We start from the raw sequence: 22,044 nt of genomic DNA on the forward strand, positions 1-22,044 counted from the left end.
GTCTCCGATTCCTGCGGTCGGCGCGCGCCGACGCGGTCACTCGACGACGATAGCGCCCTTCATCCCCATCGTCTTGTGGGGCAGACAGTAGTACTCGTAGGTTCCGGCGCTCTCGAAGGTGTGTTCGAACGTCGCGCCGCTCTTCGTGTGGTACTTGCTCTCGAAGCCGCCGCCTTTCGCGACGACGTTGTGGCTGCCACCGTCGCCGGTCCACTTCCAGACGACCGTGGTTCCCGGGGAAACTTTCACCGCCGCGGGGCCGAAGCCGTAGGCCGCGCCGTTGGCCCTCGTGCCGACCTTCACGGTGACCTCGTCGGAGCCGGTTCGGTCGACCACGCCGTCGAAGTTGCCGACGCCGTCGAACCACCCGCCGAAGTCTGTCGAGCCATCGCCGCCGCCGTTTCCGCCGTCTTCTCCGTCTCCGCCGCCGTTCGAGTCGGAACCCGCCGACCCGCCGTCGCCGGAACAGCCCGCGAGCGCGGTCGTCACCGCGGCCGCGCCCGTCAGTTTCAGTACGGTCCGTCGGTCGAGTGCGTCGGCGTCGAGAGCCATCGTACGTACGGTTCTTGCCGGGGCCCCTAAATGGAGCTACCTCCGATTCTCGGGACGCGGGAATCGGCCGGGGAGCCGCGAGCGCGTTCGACCGAACCGACGAGGGCGCTCGGGCGGGACACGCCGGTTTTTTGAGCGCGGGCCGCAATCGTCCGGTAGATGTCCGTTCGCGAGGTCGCCGCACAGGCCTACCGTGAAGCCCTCCCCGCGCTGACGGCGAGCGTCGTCGGCGGGCTGTTCGCGGGCGTGGTGTTGAGCGGAATGCGCGCGGAACTGCGGGCGGTGCCGGGGTTGTTGGTGCTCGTTCCCGCGCTGTTGGCGACCCGCGGGAACGTCTACGGCGCGCTCGGTGCGCGGCTCTCCAGCGGCCTCCACCAGGGGCTGGTCGAACCGACGTGGCGACCCGACAGGCGCGTTCGGGCGGCGGTGGCGGCCGCGCTGGGCAACGGCATCCTCGCCAGCCTCTTCGCCGCGGTGGTCGCCTACATCGTCCTCTCGTGGCTCGGCGACCCCGTCGCGCCGCTCCCGGTGCTGTTCGCCATCGCGCTGGTCGCGGGCCTGCTGTCGGGCGGCGCGCTAACCGTCGCGGTCGTCTCGGTCGTGTTCGCGGGGTTCGAGCGCGGTCACAACCCCGACACGCTGGTCGGCCCGCTGGTGACCACCACGGGCGACGTATTCGGCGTCTCGTTCCTGCTGCTCGCGGTCCGACTGGTGCTGGCGCTGACCGGAGGTGCGTAGATGCAGACGGAGTGGACCGTCCGGGCCATCACGCGGGCGATGCTCCCGGTGTTGCTCGCGCTGACGGTCGTCGAAATCGTGAGCGGGCTTGTCCTCGGGAGCTTCGAGGCGACCCTGCTGCGCTATCCCGCGCTGTTGACGCTGGTTCCGGTCGTCATCGGCACCGCCGGGAACCTCGGCAGCGTCCTCGCCGCCCGACTCTCGACCGCCTTCCACCTCGGGACGCTCTCGTTCGACCCGACCGACGAGGAACTGGCGGGTAACGCCGTCGCGACGGTGGCGCTCGCGCTCACGGTGTTCCCGGTGGTCGGCGCGGGCGCGTGGCTCGTCACGCTCGCGGTCGGCGGCACGCAGCTCGCGCTCTCGACGGTCGTGCTGGTCGCGCTCGCCAGCGGGGCCGCCCTCGCGGTGGTCGCCATCGGCGTGACGCTCGTGGCGACCTACGCCGCCTATCGGTTCGAGTTGGACCCCGACGACGTGGTGATTCCGGTCGTGACCAACACCTGCGACGTGCTCGGCGTGCTGGTGCTGTTCGTCGTGGTGCAACTGCTGATAACGTAATTCGCTAACGGGCGCCTCATCGGCCCAATCGCCTGAAATTCGGCGTTTTCTGGCCGGCGGTTTTAACAGCGAAAGGGTCGCCACCGTAATCGGAATGCCACAGAGTTGGGGCGACGAACTCCGCGAACAGGGGCGCGGAATCGCCGGTGCGCTGCTGGTCGTGGGCGTGACGTTTCTGTACACGATGGAGACGTGGTGGTGGGGGTGGACGCTTCCGACGGGCCATCTGCTCGTCTACGCCCTCGTCGGACTCGGCGTCGTACTGGCCATCACGCGGAAGGTCAGTTTTCGAGAGCCGGACGACCAGAGCCTGGAGAACGACAACTCCATTCGAGAAACCCTGACCGACTTCGCCGACCTGGTGTTGCAGAGCTTCGTCGCCGCGTACGCGATGTTGCTCACGTTCGGAATCATCGAGTTGGACGAACCCCTGTCGGCCATCGCCAGACTCAGACTCATGGAGGTCGTCCCGCTGGGGTTCGGCGCCGCGCTGGCCAATAAACTGTTCGCGGGGACCAAGCAGTCCGAGGACCGACCGCTGTCGTCGACCCTCGCCATCTACGCCACCGGCGCGATCTTCGTCGCGGGCGGTCTCTCGCCGACCCAGGAGATCGAGTTGCTGGCGGCGTACATGGGATGGACTCGTGGCCTGGTGCTCATCGCGCTCTCGGTGTTCGTGTCGTACCTGATGCTGTACGAACTCGAGTTGCGCGGCCAGGAGGGTCGACTCCATGGACGTGACGCCATCTGGAACGTCGGGCACGCATTTCTCGTCTACGCGGTCGCCGTGGTCGTCGGGACCGCGCTGCTCGCGGCGTTCGGCCACTTCATCGACACGAGGCCCGCGGTGATGGTCCAGATGATCGTCGTCGTCTCGTTCCCCACGTCCGTCGGGGCCAGCGCCGCGCAGGTGGTGATCTGATGAGCGAACGGGACGGGCGCGACGACCGAGACGGGCGCGACGACCGAGACGAGCGCGACGACCGAAACCGACGGGACCGAAGCGACCGGGACGAACGGCGCGAGCAGGACGAATGGGACGAAGAGGGGCAGGGGGTGTCGACCGCCGAGAAAGTGCTGACGGTGATAAGCGTCGGGTTTACCATCCTGTTGTTCGGTTACGTCGCGTGGCAGGCGACCCAGCCCCCTAACAAGACGCTGCCGGAAGTCCGCGTCGTCGGCACCGAAACGACGGCCAACGGAAGCGTCGTGGTCCACGTCCGGCTCATCAACCCGGGCGACGAGGGGCTCATCTCCGCCACGGTCGAATCCAACTGCACGCAACCGCCCCCGTCCGTGACGTTGGACTACGTCCCTGCCGACGGCACCGCGCAGGGAACGCTCCTCTGTCCGCCGGGAACCTCCGAGCCGAGCGTGTCGGTCAGTTCGTGGGTGCCGACGTAATCGCGCGGCGGACCGCCACGTTGCGTCGCTTTCGGGTCCGCGGCGGCCTTCTGGCACACTGTTCTCGACGCCCCGGTTCGATTACGCGATTGATTCCGGCGCTCGAAATACTTTCGAGGTGACGGTTCCGACGACGGTCAGTCGCAACGGCGAACCGCGGCGAACAGTGCGCCGAATAGCGCGACCAGCGCAGTCGCAACGCCGAGTCCGGGGACGCCCCCGTCACCGCCGACATCGCCGTCTTCGCCACCGTCGCCGGACGAAGAGGCGCCACCGGTGGTCGTGGCGGCTCCGTCCCCGACGGACAGCGTTCCCGCCGAGACACCGCCGACCGCGACCGCGTGTTGGCCCGCGTCGAACGTGCGGGCGAACGTCACCGTCTTCGATTCACCCGCCGGAACCGCGACCTCCTTGGTGGCGACGGTTCGGCCGTCCACGGTGAGCCTCGCCTCGTAGGTGCCGTTGCCGTCGCCGGCGTTCTCGACCGTGGCGGTGACCTCGACCGTTTCCCCGGATTCGACGCTCGTCTCCGCCAGGTTCGCGTCCGCGACTTCGAACGCGGGTCGTTCGACGCCGACCGCGAACGCGCCGACGCCCGCGGCGTCGGCGCGGAGGACGTACCGCCCGTCCTCGCGCCCCACGGCCGTCGTTTCGAGGCGGTTCCACGAACCGGCGTCGTAGCGGTACAGCGCGACGTTCTCGGGAGTCTCAACTTCGCTCTCGGCGACGGAGAACCGCATGCCGACCGAGTCGAGGTCGGCGTTCGTGACGTAGGTCGGCGTTGCGGTGAGGTAGCCCAGCGTCTCACCGTCGGGCGCGCCGACGCCCGACGGGGAGTCGGCGCTCGCCCGCAGTTCGACGAAGAACCGCGCCGTAGCGTCGACGCTCTTCGGGGTGACGACCAGATTCTCGAACGTGACCGCACCGCCGCGAAGGCCGTTCGTCGGCGAAATCTTGCCCGGCGAACCGCGACGGGCGCTGGTGACCTTCGCCGTGACGTGGTCGTCGGTCACCGAACGAAGTTCGACGCGAACCGACGGCGGCGGCACGCTGCCACCGCCACCGCCACCGCCGCCGCCGCCGCCGGAGTCGCCACCGCCGGTCGGGTCGGTGCTGACCGACGCCTCGGCGACGGTGAACGACTCCGTCACCTCTCGGCGATTGCCCGCGTCGTCGAAGACGACGAGCGTGGCGTCGTAGGTGCCCGCCGGGAGGTCGTCGCGGAAGGTCACCGACGAGTCGGTCACGCTCGCGGGCGTCACGACCACACCGTCGAGTCGGAGCGTGACGTTCTCGGCGCTCACCCCGGAGTAGCCGTCGGAGAACGTCGCGTCGAGCGTGACGCCGCCGACGGTCGGGGTGGCGTTCTTCGTCCCGAACGCGGTGACGTTCGGCTTGGCCGACTCCTTCTCGCCCGTGATGGCGTACGTCGAGAAGTGGGGTGCGTCCATCCGGTAGGTGTAGGTGTCGTCGGTCTGGCTTACCAGCGTCGCGTCCACTCGGTCCCAGCCGTCGCCGGCCGTCTCCTCGACCCAGAACTTCACCGACCGGGGTTTGACGAACCGCCGGTGGACGCGGGCCTCGTCGACGGTCACGGTGACCGTCGCGTTCGTGATGTCGGCGTTCGGAACGGTGGTGTTGATCTGCGGGAAGTACAGCGACGTCCCGTCGGGGGCGAACCGATTCGCTTCGGGGTTCTTCTTCGAGGTGCCGACCGTGACGTTGGCCGACTCTGTCGCGGCGTCGCCGGTATCGATCTCGACCGCCTCGACGTTCGCGTCGGCGACCTTGGCGGCGAGAGTACCGTTCGCGGTCCCGCGCAGCGTCGCCTCTCGGCCGACGCTGTACTCGTCGGTCTCGACCACCCGCTCGTTGCCCGCGCGGTCGCGGACGACCACGCTGAAGGTGTGGTTGCCGAGGCGGTGGAACGCCGGAACCGGACCGGTCCAGTTCTTCTGTTGACCTGGCGCGAGTTCGGTGCCGGAATCCGTTCCGACCGCGTGCTTCACGACGACCGCGGCCACGCCGCGGTCGTCTGCGGCGTTGACGACGACGCCGACGGGACGTTCGGGGAGAATCTCGTCCGTGCGGTTGAGTCCCGACTCCGGTTCGTTCACGGTCGGATTCGCGGTGTCGATGGCGAACTCGGTCGTGCCGTGGACTTCCCGGTTGCCCGCCGCGTCGACGCTGTAGAACTCGACGGTGTAGTTGCCGTCCTCGGTTACCGTCGGCGGTTCCCCGTAGGACTGCCAGCCGGTCGTGCCGCCCGTGTAGGCGCTGCCGTTGATCCGGTACCACGTCGCGGCCACGCCGCTGGTGGCGTCGGTCGCGTCCAGCGCGACGTCGACGTTCGAGCGGTACCAACCGTCATCGCCTTCGGTGCCGTTCAGCGTGACGTCCGTCGTCGGTGCGACGGTGTCGACCTTCGCGGTCGTCCGCCCGGCCGTCTCGACGTTGCCGACCTCGTCGGTGCTTCGGTACTCGACGGTGTGAGTTCCCTCCGAGAGCGCGACGGGACCATCGTAGGTCCGCCACGACCCGCCGTCGATGCGGTACTCCGACGCGACGACCGCGGTCGTCGCGTCGGTCGCGTCGAGGGTCAGTTCGGGCGCTTCGGTGTACCACCCACTTGCGTTCAGGGTCCCGGCGAACGTCGCGGTGGTGTTCGGCGCGCGGGTGTCGAGGAGGAGTTCCTGGACTAGCAACGAGTCGCCCCCGTTTCCTGCCGCGTCGGTGGCGGTCGCGAAGACGGAGCGCGTCCCGTCGGAAACCGCCGACGCGTCGACGACGAACGACCCCTCGTAGGTGCCGTCGTCGTCCGAATCGCTCAGCGCGACCGACCCGCCGCCGAGTGCCGAGGCGTCCAGCGTGACCCGCTCGACCCCGCTCAGTCCGTCGGTGACGGCGAGCGCCACCGTCACCGAGTCGCCGTCGGCGACCGCCCGGTCGTTTTTCTCCTCGGCGACCGACTCGACCGTGACGTTCGGCGCGTGACTGTCGACGACGGCGGTGTCCGACTGGCCGCTCGCACCGTCGTTGCCCTTGTCGTCGGTAACCGTCGTCAGCGTCGCCACGTACTCGCCGTCGCTCGTGAAGTTGTACGTCGCGTTGTAGGTGGTTCCCGACGCGGTGAAGTCACCCTCGGTCAGCGTCGCGCTCTCGGGGCCCGTCAGCGAAACCTCGACGTTCGACAGCGACTCGTTCGCGTCGAAGGTGACGGCCACGGTCCCGTTCGAAAGGTGGGTCGCGTCGAAGTTCGAGACGTCGGGGCCGCGCGTGTCGACGGTCAGAGTCAACAGTGCGCCGCCGGTCGCTTCGGTGCCTTCGACGTCCACCACGCGGTCGAGGGTGACGTCGAAAGAGCCGTCGCGACCGCTCGAAACGTCGGCGACGTAGGTGAACGTCCCCGACCGGTACGTCTCGGCAAAGTCGGCGCGAGAGAGGCTCCCGGTCACGTCGCCGCCGAGCGAGACGTTGAGTTCCGCGAGCGGTTCGCTCGTGTTCAGACGCACGTCCACGTCCTGTCCGTCGGCGACCAGCCTGAAGTCCGAGAGCGACGGTTCCGTCTGGTCGGGTTCGCCGAGCGCCACCGCGATTTCGGCGTCGCTCGTCAGGTTCAGCCGTCGGACGTACGTTCGGTTGACGAACCGTTCGTCGCCCGCCGGGCGACTGACTTCGACGGTGAGATCGCCGGCGAACTCCATGCCCCGACGTCCGGTCGCGCGCGGGACCATGTACCCCTCCGCGTCCGTCGGAACCCGGATGAACCGCGCCGTCCCGCCGTCGTTGTGGTGCGAAACGTCGATGCTCGCGTTCTCGACGGGGACGCCGCTCTCGTTCACGACGCGCACGTCGAGTTCGTGGCCGACCGGGAGGTCGTAACCGCCGAGGTCGGTGTCGGACGTGACGTTCACGCGGTCGAGCACGTACATGTCGGGCGTCCCGTCCTTCGGATGCGGCGAGTCGGTGAACGTGTCCTGGTAGTACGTGAGGTTGTACGCCACGCCGGACACCGCCCGGGAGATGGCGAACGCGCCGGTCGCGCCGGTCTCGTCGTAGGGCCACTTCCGCGTGTCGTCGCTCTCGACTCGAACGAAGTCGTCGGCCGAGGCGCTCCCGTCGGGATGGTAGACCGTTCCGGTGAGGTTGACCGACGAGCGGAGCGTGACGGTGACCTCCCGGTCGCCGGTCACGTTGAGGTTCCGGACGTACTCCGTGTCGGCGTACGCCCGCTCGCCGTCCGGTGGCGTGACTTTCACCGTTACCGGACCGGCGACTTCGACGCCGGTCGTCGACCCGGACGTGATGCGGCCGTCGCGTTCGGTGAAGTAGCCTTCGGAGATGTAGCCGGATCGGTCGCCTTCGGAGACGTGGTGTTGCACGGTCACCTTCGCGAACGGCACGGCGTCACCGCTCTCGTCGACGACGGTGACGTTCAGGTCGTGGGCTTGCGGGAGCCGAGTCGCCCCGAGGTCCGACGACGAAGACCCGTTGACGATGTCGAGGGCGTAGATGTCGGGCGACCCGTCGTCGGGCATGTACGTCTCGTCGTGCCGACTGGCGTTCGCCTGATAGTAGCCGACGACGTAATCGTCGGTCGTCTCGGTCGCCGTGACGGAGAACGCGCCGGTCGCGTTCGTGCGAGTCCCGGCGCTCCCGTCGCCGGAGAGTCGATAAGCACGAATCTCGTCGTCGGCCGCAGGGTCGCCGTCGGCTTCCGCGACGCTACCCGAGAGGTTCACGCGCTCGTCGGTCAGCGTGATCGTGACCGACCGGTCGCCGGTCACGTCGACGATAGCGGTGTGATTCTGGCCCGAGTATCGACTGTGTTCGGGGGCCCGCGCGACCGCGCGGACTCGGCCCTCGACTTCGATTCCGAGCGACCCGTTCGTGACGACCGTACCGTTCGACGCGGTTCGGAGGCCCTCGTAGTCGACGTACCCCGTGGTCGCGTCGGCGTACCGGAGAACTTCGACGCTGGCGTTCGGAATGGGGTCGCCCTCCTCGTCCACGACCGAGACGTTCAGCACGTGTCCCGTCGGGAGCGAACGAGCGCCGAGGTCGGACGATGAAGTGCCGTTGACCACGCCGAGTATGCCGAAGTCGGCCACGCCGTCGTGGCCCTTCGGCGCGCGACGCGTCTTCGACCCGTCGTCGAGGTCGTTCTGGTAGTAGCCGACGATGTAGTCTTCGCGTGCGGACGCGACGGTCAGCGAGAAGTTCCCGTTCGCTCCGACCGTCTGTTCGGTGACCGTCCCCGCGGAGGTCGGATAGACGCCCAGCGTGTCGTCGTCAACGCCGTGACCGCTCGAACTGACGTTTCCGGAGTAGGTGACGGTGTCGGGCATCGTTTCGGTGACGCCGGGAACCGCACCGTCGGCGTCCACCAGTCCGTAGCCGGTCAGATTGTTCGGTTCGTCGCCGCGGAGGGGGACCGCCGTCGAGCGAAGCCGCGACTTCACCTGCGCGGGCGAGAGGGTATCGTCGGCGCTCAGCATGAGCGCGACGACGCCCGCGGTGTACGGCGTCGACGCCGAAGTGCCGTAGAAGCTATCGTACACCGAAGTCGTCACACCGTCGGGCGCCACCACGTCGGGCTTGATACGGCCGTCGATGGTCGGCCCGCGCGAGGAGAACGATTCCAACACGTTGTCGGAGTAGTGGGTCGCCCCGACCGCGATGACGTTCCGACCGGTCGCTGGAACCGTGACGGTCCGGGCGCGGGTCGCGAATTCGGGGTCGCCGCTGGACCGGAAGAAGGCGTCGAAGTCGGCGGTGCCGTTGGCGTCGTACGATTCGATTCGGAGGTAGGCGCGCTCGCCGTCGGAGACGTAAGTCTGAACGCGTTCGGTCGGGGCGGCCGTGCCGTCCTGCACGTTCGTCGACTGGTCGAGAATTGACCCGCTCCCGTCGACGAGGTACACGTCGTAGTCCTCGTGGCTCTTCGGCCAATCGTTCCAACTCACGTAGACGCTGACCGAACCGCTACCGTCGGCCGGGGTCACCTCCATCCGATTCTTCCCGTCCCGAAAGTCGAGGGAGCCATCGGCGTCCGCGTCCCGCCACGTCCCGTTCCAGTGGCTCCCCTCGCCGTCGTTCCCGGCGGAGCTGAGCCAGGTCGTTCCGTTCGCGACGGAGGCGTTGATGCGGTCGTTCATCGGCCCCGTCCCGTCGAGCGGGCCGGCGTTGTACCAACTGAGCGACATCGTGACCACGTCGGTATCGGTGTTGGCCTCCAGCCAATCGATGGCCTCGTAGAATTCGACGCCGGTGCCGACCTTGACTGCGATTATCGAGGCGTTGGGCGCCGTATCGGCGACTAGTTCGGCGGTCGCGGTGCCGTGTTCGCCCGACCGGTTGCTCATCCGACGCGGGTCGGGCGAACTGAAGTTCCGCCAGTCCACGAGGTGGTCGGCTATCTCGGGGTTGGTCACGTCGAAACCGGTGTCGATGACCGCGACGGTGACGCCGTCCCCGGAGACGCCCGCGTCATGGACGGCACCGACGTCCATGTTCGAGAGCCCTTCGCCGACGATTTCGTTCGTATCCGGGCGGCGGGGCTTCCGGACGAACGAGACGGCCGGCGACTCCGCGAATGCGGAGACGGCCGCCTTCGGGACTCGCGCCTGTACGAGGGCGCCGTGGCGCGCCTGCACGTTTCCGCCGTTCTCGCCGACCAGTCCGGCGACGGCGTCTCCCCGGCCGGACTTCGCCTCCACGACGACCCGCACGAACTCGGGGCCGGTTCGACCGTCGGCGTCAGGGGTAGACGCCGAGACGGCCTCCGAAACCGCCGAGGAGAGCTTCGGGTTCGTCGGTTTCCCGGCGGCCGCCCGATTCTGGGACTCGGTCGTGGTCGCGGCAGTTTCGTTCGTCGTCGCGGTCGTAGCCGTCGCCCTCTCGTTGTCGGGGACGGTCGTCGCAGTCGTCACTGCGGTCGTGGTGTCGTTCCCGGAGACGTCGCCCGTCGTGCCGTCGTTGGCGACCGAGAGCGCACTCGCCGGGATGGCCGCGGTCATCGTCGAGACGACCACGAGCAACGCGAGCGCGAGCGCCGAGAGGCGGTCGCGGTCGTTCACGGGTTCACCCCCGTTTCGTCGGTGCTACCATCGTCGGCCGCGGGTCGGGCGGGCGCGCGGACGCGACTCACGTTCGCGTCGGCCGCGAGCGCCACGAGGTCCTCGAGTTCGACGAACGCCTGTGCGAAATCGTCGTGCGACGCGGTGACGGTGGCGTCGTAGTCGGCGGGAAACGCGCGGTCGTCGCGCAACTCCGCGACGACCGCGACGCGACCGTCGCGAGTTCGGAGTCCGTGAGCCTCCGCGTAGGCGCGTCGGTCGTCGGTACGGAGATAGCCCGCGAGCGTCGCGCCGAGCGACGACGTACCCGCCGAATCAGGGGTGGTCGAGGTTTCGGCCGCGTAGTCGGCCGTCGTCCGGTCGTCCGACGGAGTCACCGTCGGCGGCTTCTCCGACGCTGTCGGCGAGTCACCGGACACTGGTGATCCACCGAGACAGCCCGCACAGACGACGAGCAGTCCGAGTGCGATCGATTCACCTCGAACGGATTTCGACCGATTATCATCAGAGATAATTGATAATAATCCATTCATTATCTAGAGCCATAAATCAAAAGATGATAAATTTTTTCGTATCGTCAACTTCGGGTCGTGGCGAACGATGATAGGAAAGCAGCGAATCTCGCAGAGAGGGGACGACGCTCCGAGATAGCGACCGAGAACCCAGCAGTCGTTTGGTTTCCCTCGCGACTACCGGGAACGAACGTGCGTTAACGACGCGGGCCGCGCCGCGTTCGAGTAGTGCCAGCCGACAGAAAAGGGCCGAACGGTTCGAAGTGGGCGTGGTGTCTCGTCAGGAGTCCTCGTCCATAATCGGCTTGCCGTCCTCGGTCGGCGGCGCGATGTGGTCGACGAACTCGTCGATGCCGGGGTCCTCGACGCGCACTCGGACGTGGATGTCGCCGAGTTCGTCGGGGTTGCCCACCGCGAAGTTGACCACGCCCTCGAAGGCGGCCTGCTTCTTCAGGTCGAACGAGAAGGTGTCGCCGCGCCGCTCGGCGAAGAACTCTCCGCGAGCGGTGTCCAGGATCTCCTGGCGGTGGAGCAGTTCCGAGAAGTGGTCGAGCGCGTGGACCTCCGCCACCACTTCGCCGCGGCGCTCCTCGACGTCGGCGCCGGGGAAGATGTTGGTGACGGCGTCGGCCACCCGGTCGGTGAGTTCGGTGTCCGAGACGGGAGCCGTAATCTCGACGTCGACGCTGTAGATCATACCTCACCCTCCGGGGTGGGTCCGCTCTCCGACGTTCGCGCCCGTTCGAGGCCGGCGACACCGTCCTCGACGAGCGCCCGGATCTTCTCCTGGAACGACTCCAGCGAGGCGGTGTTCTCGACGGTGACCTCCGCGCGGGCGATGGCGTCGTCCATGCCGAACCCGCGCTCGCGCTCGTCGCGTTCGCGCAGGCTCTCGTCGTCGGTGTTGTCGCGGCCGCGCGACTCGACGCGCTCGGCCCGGAGTTCGAAGGGCGCTTCGACGCTGACCAGCGTGAACGCGTCGCCGAACGCCTCCTCGAAGCGCTGGACCTCCACGCCCGCGCGGATGCCGTCGACCAGCACGGTGTCGTTCTCCTCTAAGGCCTCCTCGATGACGGGTAGCGAACGCTGGGCGATGGCGTCGAGTCCGTTCTCCTCGCGGAGTTTCTGGGCGATTTCGCCGTGGTGGTCCGCGGGGTCAAGGCCGCGGTCGCGACACTCCCGTCGAATCACGTCGCCCATCGTGACGACGGGGATGCCCATCTCCTCGGCGACGGCGGCGGCCTCGCTCTTGCCGCTGCCGGGCAACCCCACGATACCGATGACCTTCATTGAATTGGGATACTGGCGAGGCCCGCTTAAGCCCTGTGTTCGGGCGGGCGGAGAGGATTGTCTCGCGGACGCGGCGTGAAGCCGCATCGTTTTTTAACGGGCGGCCGAAAGGGATTCTGAGGGCACGTAGCTCAGTCTGGATAGAGCGTCGGACTTCTAATCCGACGGTCGTGGGTTCGAATCCCATCGTGCCCGTGCAGCGACGAGCGCGAGGCGCGAAGCGCCTCAAAAGCGTGAACGGCGAAGCCGTGAGCCGAGCGAGGAGTGAACCGGCGCGAAAGGGGATTCGAATCCTGCCAGTCGCGCGCAACGGAGTGAGCACGTCTGGCTCTGGTTCGAATCCCATCGTGCCCGTCTATTTCAGTCATATTTTGGCGTCAGGTACTGCTTAAGGTTTGGATGGCTTTCTGCAGAACCCCAGAAGAATTCGTCCGCAGTCAACGACGAACGAACTCAGCGTCTCAGAAGAGCGCGCCGACGTCGGGGATGTCGGTCCGACAGAACGGACAGCAGTAACTCGTCTGGAACTCGTTTCGCTGGGCGACGGTTCGGGTTTCGAGTTCGTGCATCGCGATGCTTCGACTGCAGTCTGGACACGATAATTTTGTCATGGAACATCCGTCTCCGGCCCAAACACTTAAATCTCTGTGTAAGACTTTTAGAGAAATCTTTTGGCCACCGCCCGAAAGAACGACTCCGGGAGTCCGTGAAATCAGAAGAAGTTAGAAAAGCAAGGGCGTCTCTCGGTCCGAGTCGAGACAGTTCTAATCTCCGACACTCGGTCGGTTCGCGGGACGTAGGGGCCGGAAGACGTCACTCGCCGAGACGCCAACCATGATTACGAAAACCTCGCTCCGAATCTCGTGGTTCGCGGGTCGTCGCTCGCTACTTCGTCATTCGCCGGACGCACTGCATCCGGCGAATGACGCTATTCGCGGGTCGTCGCTGTGCTTCTCCTCGCTCGGTTCTTCGAGATTCTCGCTCGCTGGTGCTCGCTCTGAATCTCGCTGCTCGCGGCTTCGCCGCTCGCTAATCCGTGATTCGGTCGACGCGCATCGCGCGTCGACCGAATCACGCTATCCCTCGAAGCCGTCCTCGAACCGGAACGTCCCGTCGCGCTGGACGATCTCGCCGTCGACCTCGATGAACGACTCCTCGGCCATGTCGACGATCATGTCGACGTGGACCGCGCTCTCGTTCGGTTCGGCGTCGTCGGGGACGCACTCGTCGTAGGCCCGGCCGACCGCGAGGTGGACGGTGTCACCCATCTTCTCGTCGAACAGCATGTTGTAGGTGAACCGGTCGATGTCGCGGTTCATCCCGATGCCGAGTTCGCCGAGTCGACGCGCGCCGTCGTCGGTGTTCAGGATGCTGCCGAGGACCTCCTCGTTCTTGGTCGCGCTGTACTCGACGACCTCGCCGCCCTCGAACTCGAGGTAGGCGTTCTCGACCTCGTTGCCCTCGTGAACGAGCGGTTTGTCGAACAGCACGGTCCCCTCCACGGAGTCGGGCACCGGCGCGGTGAACACCTCGCCGGCGGGGAGGTTGTTCTTCGCGTGGTCGTTGACCGTGCTCATCCCCTCGATGCTCATCCGGAGGTCGGTGTCGTCGCCCGAGACGATGCGGACCTCCTCGCCCGCGTCGAGGAGGTCGACCATCTGGGCCTGGAACTCCTTCTGGGCCTGCCAGTCCTTGGTCACCGCCGACCAGACGAAGTCCTCGTACTCGGCGGTGCTCATCTCGGCCTTCTGGGCGTTGGCCGGCGCGGGGTACTGGGTCAACAGCCACCGCATGCCCAGGATTTCGTCCTGGACCGGCAGGTACGCCTTCCGGTGGGCCGCCATGGTTTCGCCCGAGACGGCGCTCATGTCGGCCATGTTGTCGTGGGCGCGGACGTGAATCCAGACGTCGGCCGCCTCGGCCAGCGCGAGTTCGTGGTCGGCGGTGTCGAGTTGCTCGGGGTCGATGGCCTGGAGGAACGCGGCGCGGGTCGCGTCGCGCCGGCCGCCGATGTGGAGGGGGTAGGCGCCGCGCTCGCCGACCGCTTCGCAGAGCGCGAGGGTCAGGTCCTGGGCGGCGGGCGGGGCGCTGATGACGACGTTGTCGCCGGCTTCGACCTCGGTCGAGTGGTCGACGACGATCTCGGCGTGTTCGCGGATACGCGGATCCATGCCCGCAATTGTTGCCGAGGCCGGCAAACCGCTTTCGGTCTGTCGGTCCCGTCGCCACTGCGAGGATATTTCACTCGGCCCCCACAAGAGCCACCGATGATAGACCTGCGGAGCGACACGGTGACGACGCCGAGCCAGGAGATGCGCGAGGCCGCCCGCGGCGCCGAGGTGGGCGACGATGTCTACGGCGAGGACCCGACGGTGAACGAACTCGAAGCCGCGGCCGCCAACCTCGTGGGGATGGAGGACGCCCTCTACGTCCCCTCGGGGACGATGGGCAACCAGATAGCGGTCCGGACCCACACCGACCGCGGCCAGGAGGTGCTGACCGAGCGCGAGAGCCACGTCGTCAAGTGGGAACTCGGCGGGATGGCCCAGTTATCCCAGTTGCAGGTCCGGACGCTCGACGGCGGCGAGCGCGGAATTCCGACCCCCGATCAGGTCAGCGAGGGCTACGTCGAAGAGGACCTCCACCGGCCGGGAACCGGCCTCCTGACGCTTGAGAACACCCACAACAGCAAGGGCGGGGTCGCAATCGACCCCGAGAAGATAGACGCCGCGGCCGAGGCCGCTCGCGACCTGGACGTACCGGTCCACCTCGACGGCGCGCGGGTCTGCAACGCCGCGGTGGCCCGCGACGTGCCTGTAAGCCGAATGACCGAGAACGTCGACTCGGTGATGTTCTGCCTCTCGAAGGGACTCGGCGCGCCGGTCGGGTCGATGCTCGCGGGCACCGAGGAGTTCGTCACCCGCGCGCGCCGGACCAGGAAACTGTTCGGCGGCGGGATGCGCCAGGCCGGATTAATCGCCGCGCCGGGCCTGCTGGCGCTCGACAACGTCGAACGCCTCGCCGAGGACCACGAGAACGCCCGCGCGCTCGCCGAGCGACTGGCCGACGTCGAGGGGTTGACCCCGGCGACGCCGGAGACGAACATCCTGCTCGTTGACACCGAGGACGCGGGCGTCTCCGCCGAGGCGTTCCTCGACGCCTGCGAGGACGCCGGCGTCCTCGGCACGCAGTTCGGCCCGACCGTCGCGCGATTCTGTACCCACTGGGACGTCGAGCGCGCCGACGTGACCGAGGCGGCCGAACGAGTCGCTCGGGCGGTTTCGACGCTGAAGTGAGAGAACGGTAGTCCGACGGTCGGCGGCGGGCGTCTCCGACGCTCGCCGCCGACGGTTCGGCAGTACTTCTGGCGGCCGACGACCGCGACCCGCTCCGAAGAGCTACCGGCGACCGCTGTTGACGCCCTCGCGGAAGCCGGTGACGGTCCGGCGGATGAACAGGTACATGAACAGCACGAACCCGAGCATGACGACGATGAAGCCGGCGACGAGGGGGTTGCTGGAGACGAAATCCATAATCATACCGGACGTATTCGGTCGGGCGAACAAATTCGTTTCGACGCCCGTCACCGCCGACGAGATTATTTATACTTCTCGACGGTTCCTTAGTTTAGATGGACGTCACCCGGCGTAGTATCCTGTTCGGATTCAAGATTAGAACGTTCGTGACCCTTGCTGGCTGCCTTTCGTTCGGTGACTCCGAGGTCAAACCGGGTTTCGTGAAGATTAGAAACAGGTCCTCCCGGTCGCATCGACTGAGATTCGGGCCGAGAAAACTCTCGACGGTGTACTACGGTAGGACGATCGAAGTCTCGTCCGATAGTGAATTCTCGGTCCGTTTGCTAGACGAATCGGGGAGATACACGATTCACGCGTGGGTAGACGGTGAGAAAATCGGCTCGGTTACGGTTCGCGTCGAGAGAAAGCACGGAGATGGACTGCTGAAAGGCCCGGGACTCGAACTCGTTATCGAGGGCGGTGGTAGTACGGTCTTCACGAGAGCATGAGGGCGGGAGTACAACCGCCGAGGGCGGCCTTCGTACCCTCATCGGTGTCTGGGATGCTCGTTCTCGCGCTCTCTGTTACCGCGTCGAAAGCTCACGAGAAGCGCCGAAATCCCGAGCGACCGAGACGGCCGCCTGACTCGCCGACAACGCCGGACGGGACGGGGTTGGTTTCGACGGACGTGTCTTCAGACGAGAACAAGGTTCATAGCCCGGGGGTGTCTATGCGCACCCATGGCCGACCTGCTTCCCTCCACTTCGGACGCGACGGCTCCCCAGACGGCGGAGCCGAGGGTCATCGGCGTCGACAGCGACGACGCCGACGACCTGCTCGGCGCGCTGTCCTCGTCGACGGCCCGCGAACTCCTCGCGGCGCTCCACGAGGACCCCGCCACGCCGTCGGCGCTCGCCGACGCGGTCGACACCTCGCTCCAGAACGCCCAGTACCACCTCGGCAAACTCGAGGACGCCGACGTAATTCAGGTGATAGACACCATCTACTCCGAGAAGGGTCGCGAGATGAAGGTGTACGCCCCGACCGACCGACCGCTGGTCGTGTTCGCGGGCAACGAGGAGAAGACGACCGGCCTGAAGGCGGCGCTCTCACGTCTGCTCGGGGCGTTCGGCGCGCTCGGCCTGCTGAGTATCGCGATTCAACTGGCGTTCGGCGACGGCCTGCCGTTCTTCGCGGCGAACGGGAGCGAGGCGGGCGACCCCTCCGGCGGAGGCGGCGGCATGTCGGTCGCCTCGACCGAAACCGTTCGGGAGGCCGGCGGCGCCGCCGCGAGCGCGATACCGCCCGGCCTGCTGTTCTTCGCCGGCGGCGCGCTGGTACTCGCGCTCGGATTCGCCTACTGGTACGCGACTCGGCGCGGCGAGTGAGCTTCGGGCGGAGTTCGCGGGTTCGAGCGCCGGACGAGCCGATTTTCGAGATAGTCGACCGGGACCGCCGATAACTAAAATGCGTTTTTGAGCTTACGGGAAGTACTTGACACACTGGACCGTAGGTCGAAGTGTCCCGCCCCACTGCGGTCCCCGCTGGTTCGGCCCTCCCTCCGTTCCGGTATCTGTCGTTCCCGTCCCCGCCGGTTCGGTCCCCTCCGTCTCGCCCCCTCCACCCGAGTCGGATTCCGCCACTCGAATCGGCTCCCTCCCCAATCGGTCTCTCTCCGATCCGCCGGACGAATCCACGCCCTCCCGAATCGGTTCCCCCCCGCCGATTCCGTCCCTCCGTCGCGGTCGGACCGCAGTCGACCGCCGTCGGCGGTCCGGGACGCCGCTCTCGATTACTCCCCGTTTCGGTCCGATTCCGTCACTCCACCTCGAACGTCTCGACCACCGACCCGTCGCGGTGGCGAATTTCGCCGGCCAGGCCGCCGTCGTCCGCGGCGCGGAGTTCGACGTGGGTCGGCAGGCCGCCGCGCGGTTGTGCGTGGCTGCCGGGATTGAGCAGCAGCAGTTCGCCGGTGTCGACCACGGCGTGGCGGTGGGAGTGACCGAAGACGACGACGTCGGCGGCTTCCTGGCGGCCGAGCAGCGAGAGGCCGGTCTGGCTCCGGTCGTCGCCGTGGGTGAGGACGAATCGACGCCCCTCGGCTTCGAAGGTTCGTTCGGCGGGGAGTCGGTCGCGGACCTCCTGCGTCGCGTTGTTGCCGTAGACCGCGAACAGGCGGTCGGCGACATCTTCGAAGGCGTCGAGAGCCGCCTCGGTGTAGAAGTCCCCGGCGTGAACCACGAGGTCGGCCTCCCGGACGGCGTCGAGCGTTCGTCCCGACAGTTCGTGGCCCGACCGACTGTGCGTGTCCGAGACGATGGCGATCATGTCTCGACCGACGGACCCCAGTTTCCTGAGCGTTGCGTTCGGTGTCCGTGTTCTCACCCGGTGCGTCCCGGCACCGCCGACCCCCGCGTCGCCGCGCCGCCCAACCACTTTCATATCCGGAGGTCGTCAACGAACACCCAATGGCAGAGAGCAAGTCGGTCGTCATCGCCGCGCTCATCGCCAACGGTGCGATAGCCGTGCTGAAGTTCATCGGCTTCACGCTCACCGGCAGCGCGGCGATGCTCTCGGAGACGTACCACTCGATTTCCGACACCGGCAACCAGGTGTTCCTGCTCATCGGCATCCGGTACAGCGGTCGGGAGGCCAGCAGGTCCCACCCGTTCGGCTACGGGAAGGCCCAGTTCTTCTACAGCTTTCTGGTGAGCGTCCTGCTGTTCGGCATCGCCGGGTGGGAGAGCGCGAAGCACGGCTACGACGCCATCATGCACCCCCACGTTCCCGAGCAGGGGCCGGCCACCCTCCTCGGGTTCACGTTCCCCGGGGTGTGGGTCAACTACGGCGTGCTGATCGGCGCCATCGTGTTCGAGGGTTGGGCGCTGAAGAAGGCGTACGCCGGGATGAAGAAGGACATCCAGCAACACGGCTGGAGCGGGTTGGTGGAGGCGTTCAGGAAGACCACCAACGTGACGACGCTGACCGCGTTCACCGAGGACACCATCGCGCTGGTCGGGGCGGGCATCGCCCTGTTCGGTATCTACCTCTCGCGCGTCACTGGGAATCCGTTCTACGACGCGGTGTCGGCCCTGCTCATCGGCATCATGTTGATGGGGTTCGCGGTGGCGCTGGCGTGGGAGAACAAGCGCCTCCTGCTCGGCGAGAGCCTCCCGAAATCCGAGGAACAGCAACTGCGGAAGATAATCGAAGAGTGGGACGATGTGGTGAACATCGTCGACTTCCGGACGGTCGTCTTCGGTCCGGAGGACGCCATCCTCACCGCCGACGTCGCCTTCGGCACGAACCTCGATACGGCCGAGATGGACGACAAGATTACCGCGATAGAGGACGCTATGATGGACGCCAACGGGAGCGTCTCCAAGGTGTACATCGAACCCGAGACGCGGTGGCGGAGCAAGAAGGAGACGGCGGAGTAACTGCCGTGAAACGATAGATTTGCATCTCATTGAGAGCGTTACCATCTCAAAGAGACACTCGCGATAATTTTGGACACGTTCTCGTACTCGTGGGACTTCCGAGACGGAGCAATCACTCGGGGGGTAGCATCGTCTCTAACCGTTTACTCTTCAGGGTGTGATAGCCTTCACCAGTACAGCGGGAAGTCATTCCGGAACACACCTACGTCACGGAACGGTCGAATCAGTACGTTTATCCATAATCCAATCAGGAGGGGAATATGGATCGAACGGATCGGCTTCTCACCCTCGTCGTCTTCTTACTCGCTCTGATTACTCTTGAGCTTGTTTCGCCAGCGACCTCGGATACGTTTCGGACCCTCGCTTCGGGGACGGCGATGTTAGTGATCTACGGGATGCCATTCTACCTCCTCTTCCAGTTCATCGCGTCTCGGACGAGCGAATAGCTGCTCTTCGTTCGTCTCGAACGGCGATTTAGGGTCGCGCCTTCCAATCTAGCTATCGGAGTTTCGACGATATCAGCGCGTTCTGCTAATCAGACACACTTCCGGTCCAGAGCGAGAGTTTAAACGTCGAGCCGCGCAAACCCTACGCCGTGGCAGAGACGAACGGGTACACCCGGTTCTTCCCCTACGACGCGCCCTACGACAACCAGCGGGAGGCGATGGACCGCATCTACAACGCCTTCGCCCGCGGCCAGGACGTGCTGTTCGAGGGGGCCTGCGGGACCGGCAAGACGCTCTCGTCGCTGGTGCCAGCCCTGGAGTACGCCCGCGAGGAGGACAAGACGGTCGTCATCACGACCAACGTCCACCAGCAGATGCGCCAGTTCGTCACCGAAGCCCGCCAGATAACCCGCGAGGAGCCGATTCGGGCGGTGGTCTTCCGCGGGAAGGGTTCGATGTGTCACATCGACGTGGGCTTCGAGGAGTGTCAGGTCCTGCGGGACAACACCTACGAACTCGTCGACGAGGAGCGCGACCTCCGGGAGTTGGAGGAGCGCCAGCGCGAACTCCTGGAGGCCAGCCAGGACGGCGACGAGCGCGCCGCCGAGGCCCGCAGTGCGGTGATGGACGAGCTCTCGTCGGTCCAGGAAACCGTCGAGAGCCTGGAGGAGCAGAACACCTGCGAGTACTACTACAACAACCTGATCGGCGACAACGACGAGTTCTACTCGTGGCTCTACGACGACGTCCGCACGCCCGACGACATCTACGACTTCGCCGAGGAGCGGACCCTCTGCGGCTACGAACTACTGAAAGACGGCATGGAAGGCGTCGACCTCGTCGTCTGCAACTACCACCACCTGCTCGACCCGATGATACGCGAGCAGTTCTTCCGGTGGCTCGGCCGCGACCCCGACGACGTCATCGCCATCTTCGACGAGGCCCACAACATCGAGGGCACCGCTCGCGAACACGCCAGTCGGACCCTGACCGAGAACACCCTCGACTCGGCGCTCGACGAACTCCAGGACTCCGACGACGCCCGGAGCGACCCCGCGTACAACGTCATCGCGGCGTTCCGTCGGGCGCTGGCGAACGTCTACGAGGACTCGTTCGGCTTCGGCGACCGCGAGAAGGTCGGCGACAACTGGGAGGACGTCGCCATCCAGAACGAGGGCAAGCGCGACGACCTCACCCTTGAGTTCCTCCAGGAGTACACCGGCAAGGGCATCGACACCGAACTCGAACTCGCGGTCCACCTCGGCCGGGAGTTGGACGAACAGTACGAGGAGGCATACAAGGAAGGTCAGGCGACGACCCGCCAGGACTGCCAGACCCTGCACGCCGCCCAGTTCATCCAGTCGTTCATGGCCGAAGGCACGGAGTTGGGCCAGTACCCCGTGGTGTCGGTGCGCCGCGACGAGGGCACCGACGAGGTGTACGGCCGGGCGGAACTGTACACCTGCATCCCGCGGGAGGTCACCGAAGACCTCTTCTCGGAGGTGTACGCGACGGTGCTGATGAGCGCGACGCTCCGGCCGTTCGACGTGCTCTCGGACGTGCTGGGGCTGACCGACCCGGTTTCGATGGCCTACGGACTCCAGTTCCCCGAGGAGAACCGCCGGACCTTCGCCGTCGAGTCGCCGGCGCTCTTCTCGAGCGAGCGCGACGACCCCGATACCCAGGAGGTCATCGCGGGCGTGCTCCGGGACGCGGTGGAGTTCACCGCGGGCAACACCCTGCTGTTCTTCCCGAGTTACGCCGAGGCCGAGCGCTACTACGAGCGACTGAACCGGGAACTCGACGCCACCATCCTCATCGACGAACCCGGCACCTCCGTCGAGGAACTGCGCCAGCGGTTCGTCGCCGACGACGACGCCGCGCTGTTCACCTCGCTGTGGGGCACGCTCGCGGAGGGCGTGAGTTTCGACGGCGACGACGCCCGGACCGTGGTCGTAGTCGGCGTGCCGTACCCGCATCTGGACGACCGGATGGACGCGGTCCAGGACGCCTACGACCAGGCGTTCGCCGACCGCTCTGGCCGCGACTCCGGGTGGGAGTACGCCGTCGAGATTCCGACGATTCGCAAGACCCGCCAGGCGCTCGGTCGGGTGATTCGCGCGCCCGAGGACTTCGGAGTCCGCGTACTGGTCGACAAGCGCTACACCCAGGACGGCCGGCGCGAGATGGGCAAGTACAGCGTCCGCGAGACGTTCCCCGCCGAGGAGCGCTCGGAGATGCTCGACATCGGACCCGAGAAGCTGAAGTTCGCGATGCTGAACTTCTTCTCCGACAACGATGCGTGGGACGGCCCGCCGCCGACCCCGTAAACGTCGAGTCGCCCTCCAGAGTCGTGAGTAGAGTTGCTGGGAGAGAGGGGCCTCACTCACACTCGGTATTCGAGGACGTTTGTCCGAATGAGTGTTCTACTCGCACACGCTAGCGAGGGAGTTCAGTTCGAAGAAGCGTCCTGCTCGCACGATTCGAATGAGTACCCGCACCGCCAC

Annotated in this window: 18 protein-coding genes and 1 tRNA gene; 10 read left to right on the top strand and 9 right to left on the bottom strand. The window is 66.5% G+C overall.

What is annotated here, in order from left to right; genetic code table 11:
• Nucleotides 1–36 precede the first annotated feature (36 nt).
• Nucleotides 37–552, bottom strand: coding sequence for a halocyanin domain-containing protein (locus tag NGM07_RS11045; RefSeq protein WP_253511221.1), 516 nt, complete (start codon nucleotides 550–552; stop codon nucleotides 37–39).
• 159 nt (nucleotides 553–711) lie between these two features.
• Between NGM07_RS11045 and NGM07_RS11050 the strand changes: the two genes are divergently transcribed.
• The 4 genes from NGM07_RS11050 (at nucleotide 712) to NGM07_RS11065 (ending at nucleotide 3,255) form a co-directional block, all read left to right on the top strand.
• Entirely contained in the window at nucleotides 712–1,290 is a 579-nt protein-coding gene (locus NGM07_RS11050; protein WP_253511224.1) for a magnesium transporter, read from the top strand.
• Entirely contained in the window at nucleotides 1,291–1,851 is a 561-nt protein-coding gene (locus tag NGM07_RS11055) for a magnesium transporter (protein ID WP_253511227.1), read from the top strand.
• Between the two features lie 94 nt (nucleotides 1,852–1,945).
• Nucleotides 1,946–2,773, top strand: a complete 828-nt coding sequence (locus tag NGM07_RS11060) for a DUF2391 family protein (RefSeq protein WP_253511230.1) — start codon at nucleotides 1,946–1,948, stop codon at nucleotides 2,771–2,773.
• Nucleotides 2,773–3,255 (top strand): hypothetical protein, encoded by a 483-nt coding sequence (locus NGM07_RS11065; protein ID WP_253511232.1) that lies wholly within the window; start codon nucleotides 2,773–2,775, stop codon nucleotides 3,253–3,255. Before NGM07_RS11060 ends, NGM07_RS11065 begins: the two co-directional genes overlap by 1 nt.
• Nucleotides 3,256–3,392: 137 nt before the next feature.
• On the opposite strand, the gene NGM07_RS11070 is transcribed toward NGM07_RS11065, so the two are convergent.
• From NGM07_RS11070 to NGM07_RS11085, 4 genes are all read right to left on the bottom strand, one after another.
• The gene (locus NGM07_RS11070; RefSeq protein ID WP_253511234.1) at nucleotides 3,393–10,334 is read right to left on the bottom strand and encodes a S8 family serine peptidase; all 6,942 of its coding nucleotides are present in this window, start codon (nucleotides 10,332–10,334) and stop codon (nucleotides 3,393–3,395) included.
• The gene (locus tag NGM07_RS11075) at nucleotides 10,331–10,711 is read right to left on the bottom strand and encodes a hypothetical protein (protein ID WP_253511236.1); all 381 of its coding nucleotides are present in this window, start codon (nucleotides 10,709–10,711) and stop codon (nucleotides 10,331–10,333) included. The genes NGM07_RS11070 and NGM07_RS11075 overlap by 4 nt, the downstream gene beginning before the upstream one ends.
• Before the next feature lie 415 nt (nucleotides 10,712–11,126).
• The gene (locus NGM07_RS11080) at nucleotides 11,127–11,543 is read right to left on the bottom strand and encodes an RNA-binding domain-containing protein (RefSeq protein WP_253511238.1); all 417 of its coding nucleotides are present in this window, start codon (nucleotides 11,541–11,543) and stop codon (nucleotides 11,127–11,129) included.
• Nucleotides 11,540–12,136 carry an AAA family ATPase gene (locus NGM07_RS11085; RefSeq protein ID WP_253511241.1) on the bottom strand — a complete coding sequence of 199 codons (597 nt, stop codon included), beginning with the start codon at nucleotides 12,134–12,136 and terminating at the stop codon, nucleotides 11,540–11,542. The genes NGM07_RS11080 and NGM07_RS11085 overlap by 4 nt, the downstream gene beginning before the upstream one ends.
• A 120-nt stretch (nucleotides 12,137–12,256) precedes the next feature.
• On the opposite strand from NGM07_RS11085, the gene NGM07_RS11090 reads away from it, so the two are divergent.
• Nucleotides 12,257–12,331: transfer RNA gene (locus tag NGM07_RS11090), tRNA-Arg, on the top strand.
• 266 nt (nucleotides 12,332–12,597) lie between these two features.
• Here NGM07_RS11090 and NGM07_RS11095 read toward each other — a convergent pair.
• Together NGM07_RS11095 and NGM07_RS11100 are read right to left on the bottom strand one after the other, a co-directional pair.
• Entirely contained in the window at nucleotides 12,598–12,747 is a 150-nt protein-coding gene (locus tag NGM07_RS11095; RefSeq protein WP_253511243.1) for a hypothetical protein, read from the bottom strand.
• A gap of 465 nt (nucleotides 12,748–13,212) precedes the next feature.
• Entirely contained in the window at nucleotides 13,213–14,307 is a 1,095-nt protein-coding gene (locus tag NGM07_RS11100; RefSeq protein WP_253511246.1) for an aminopeptidase, read from the bottom strand.
• A 96-nt stretch (nucleotides 14,308–14,403) separates the two neighbouring features.
• On the opposite strand from NGM07_RS11100, the gene NGM07_RS11105 reads away from it, so the two are divergent.
• Nucleotides 14,404–15,432, top strand: coding sequence for a threonine aldolase family protein (locus NGM07_RS11105; protein ID WP_253511249.1), 1,029 nt, complete (start codon nucleotides 14,404–14,406; stop codon nucleotides 15,430–15,432).
• A gap of 102 nt (nucleotides 15,433–15,534) precedes the next feature.
• Here NGM07_RS11105 and NGM07_RS11110 read toward each other — a convergent pair whose 3' ends face one another.
• Nucleotides 15,535–15,675, bottom strand: coding sequence for a DUF7859 family protein (locus tag NGM07_RS11110; RefSeq protein WP_253511252.1), 141 nt, complete (start codon nucleotides 15,673–15,675; stop codon nucleotides 15,535–15,537).
• A gap of 92 nt (nucleotides 15,676–15,767) precedes the next feature.
• Between NGM07_RS11110 and NGM07_RS11115 the strand changes: the two genes are divergently transcribed.
• Both NGM07_RS11115 and NGM07_RS11120 read left to right on the top strand, forming a co-directional pair.
• A complete protein-coding gene (locus NGM07_RS11115; RefSeq protein WP_253511255.1) occupies nucleotides 15,768–16,160 on the top strand; it encodes a hypothetical protein in 393 nt (130 codons plus the stop codon).
• Between the two features lie 231 nt (nucleotides 16,161–16,391).
• Nucleotides 16,392–17,039, top strand: coding sequence for an ArsR/SmtB family transcription factor (locus tag NGM07_RS11120; RefSeq protein WP_253511258.1), 648 nt, complete (start codon nucleotides 16,392–16,394; stop codon nucleotides 17,037–17,039).
• A 430-nt stretch (nucleotides 17,040–17,469) separates the two neighbouring features.
• On the opposite strand, the gene NGM07_RS11125 is transcribed toward NGM07_RS11120, so the two are convergent.
• A complete protein-coding gene (locus NGM07_RS11125; protein ID WP_253511261.1) occupies nucleotides 17,470–17,979 on the bottom strand; it encodes a metallophosphoesterase in 510 nt (169 codons plus the stop codon).
• Between the two features lie 140 nt (nucleotides 17,980–18,119).
• On the opposite strand from NGM07_RS11125, the gene NGM07_RS11130 reads away from it, so the two are divergent.
• On the top strand, nucleotides 18,120–19,091 hold the full coding sequence (locus NGM07_RS11130; protein ID WP_253511264.1) for a cation diffusion facilitator family transporter: 972 nt from the start codon (nucleotides 18,120–18,122) through the stop codon (nucleotides 19,089–19,091).
• Between the two features lie 595 nt (nucleotides 19,092–19,686).
• On the top strand, nucleotides 19,687–21,867 hold the full coding sequence (locus NGM07_RS11135; RefSeq protein ID WP_253511267.1) for an ATP-dependent DNA helicase: 2,181 nt from the start codon (nucleotides 19,687–19,689) through the stop codon (nucleotides 21,865–21,867).
• Nucleotides 21,868–22,044 lie beyond the last annotated feature (177 nt).

This window comes from Halorussus vallis (assembly GCF_024138165.1).
In the GTDB taxonomy this organism is placed as follows: Archaea; Halobacteriota; Halobacteria; order Halobacteriales; family Haladaptataceae; genus Halorussus; species Halorussus vallis.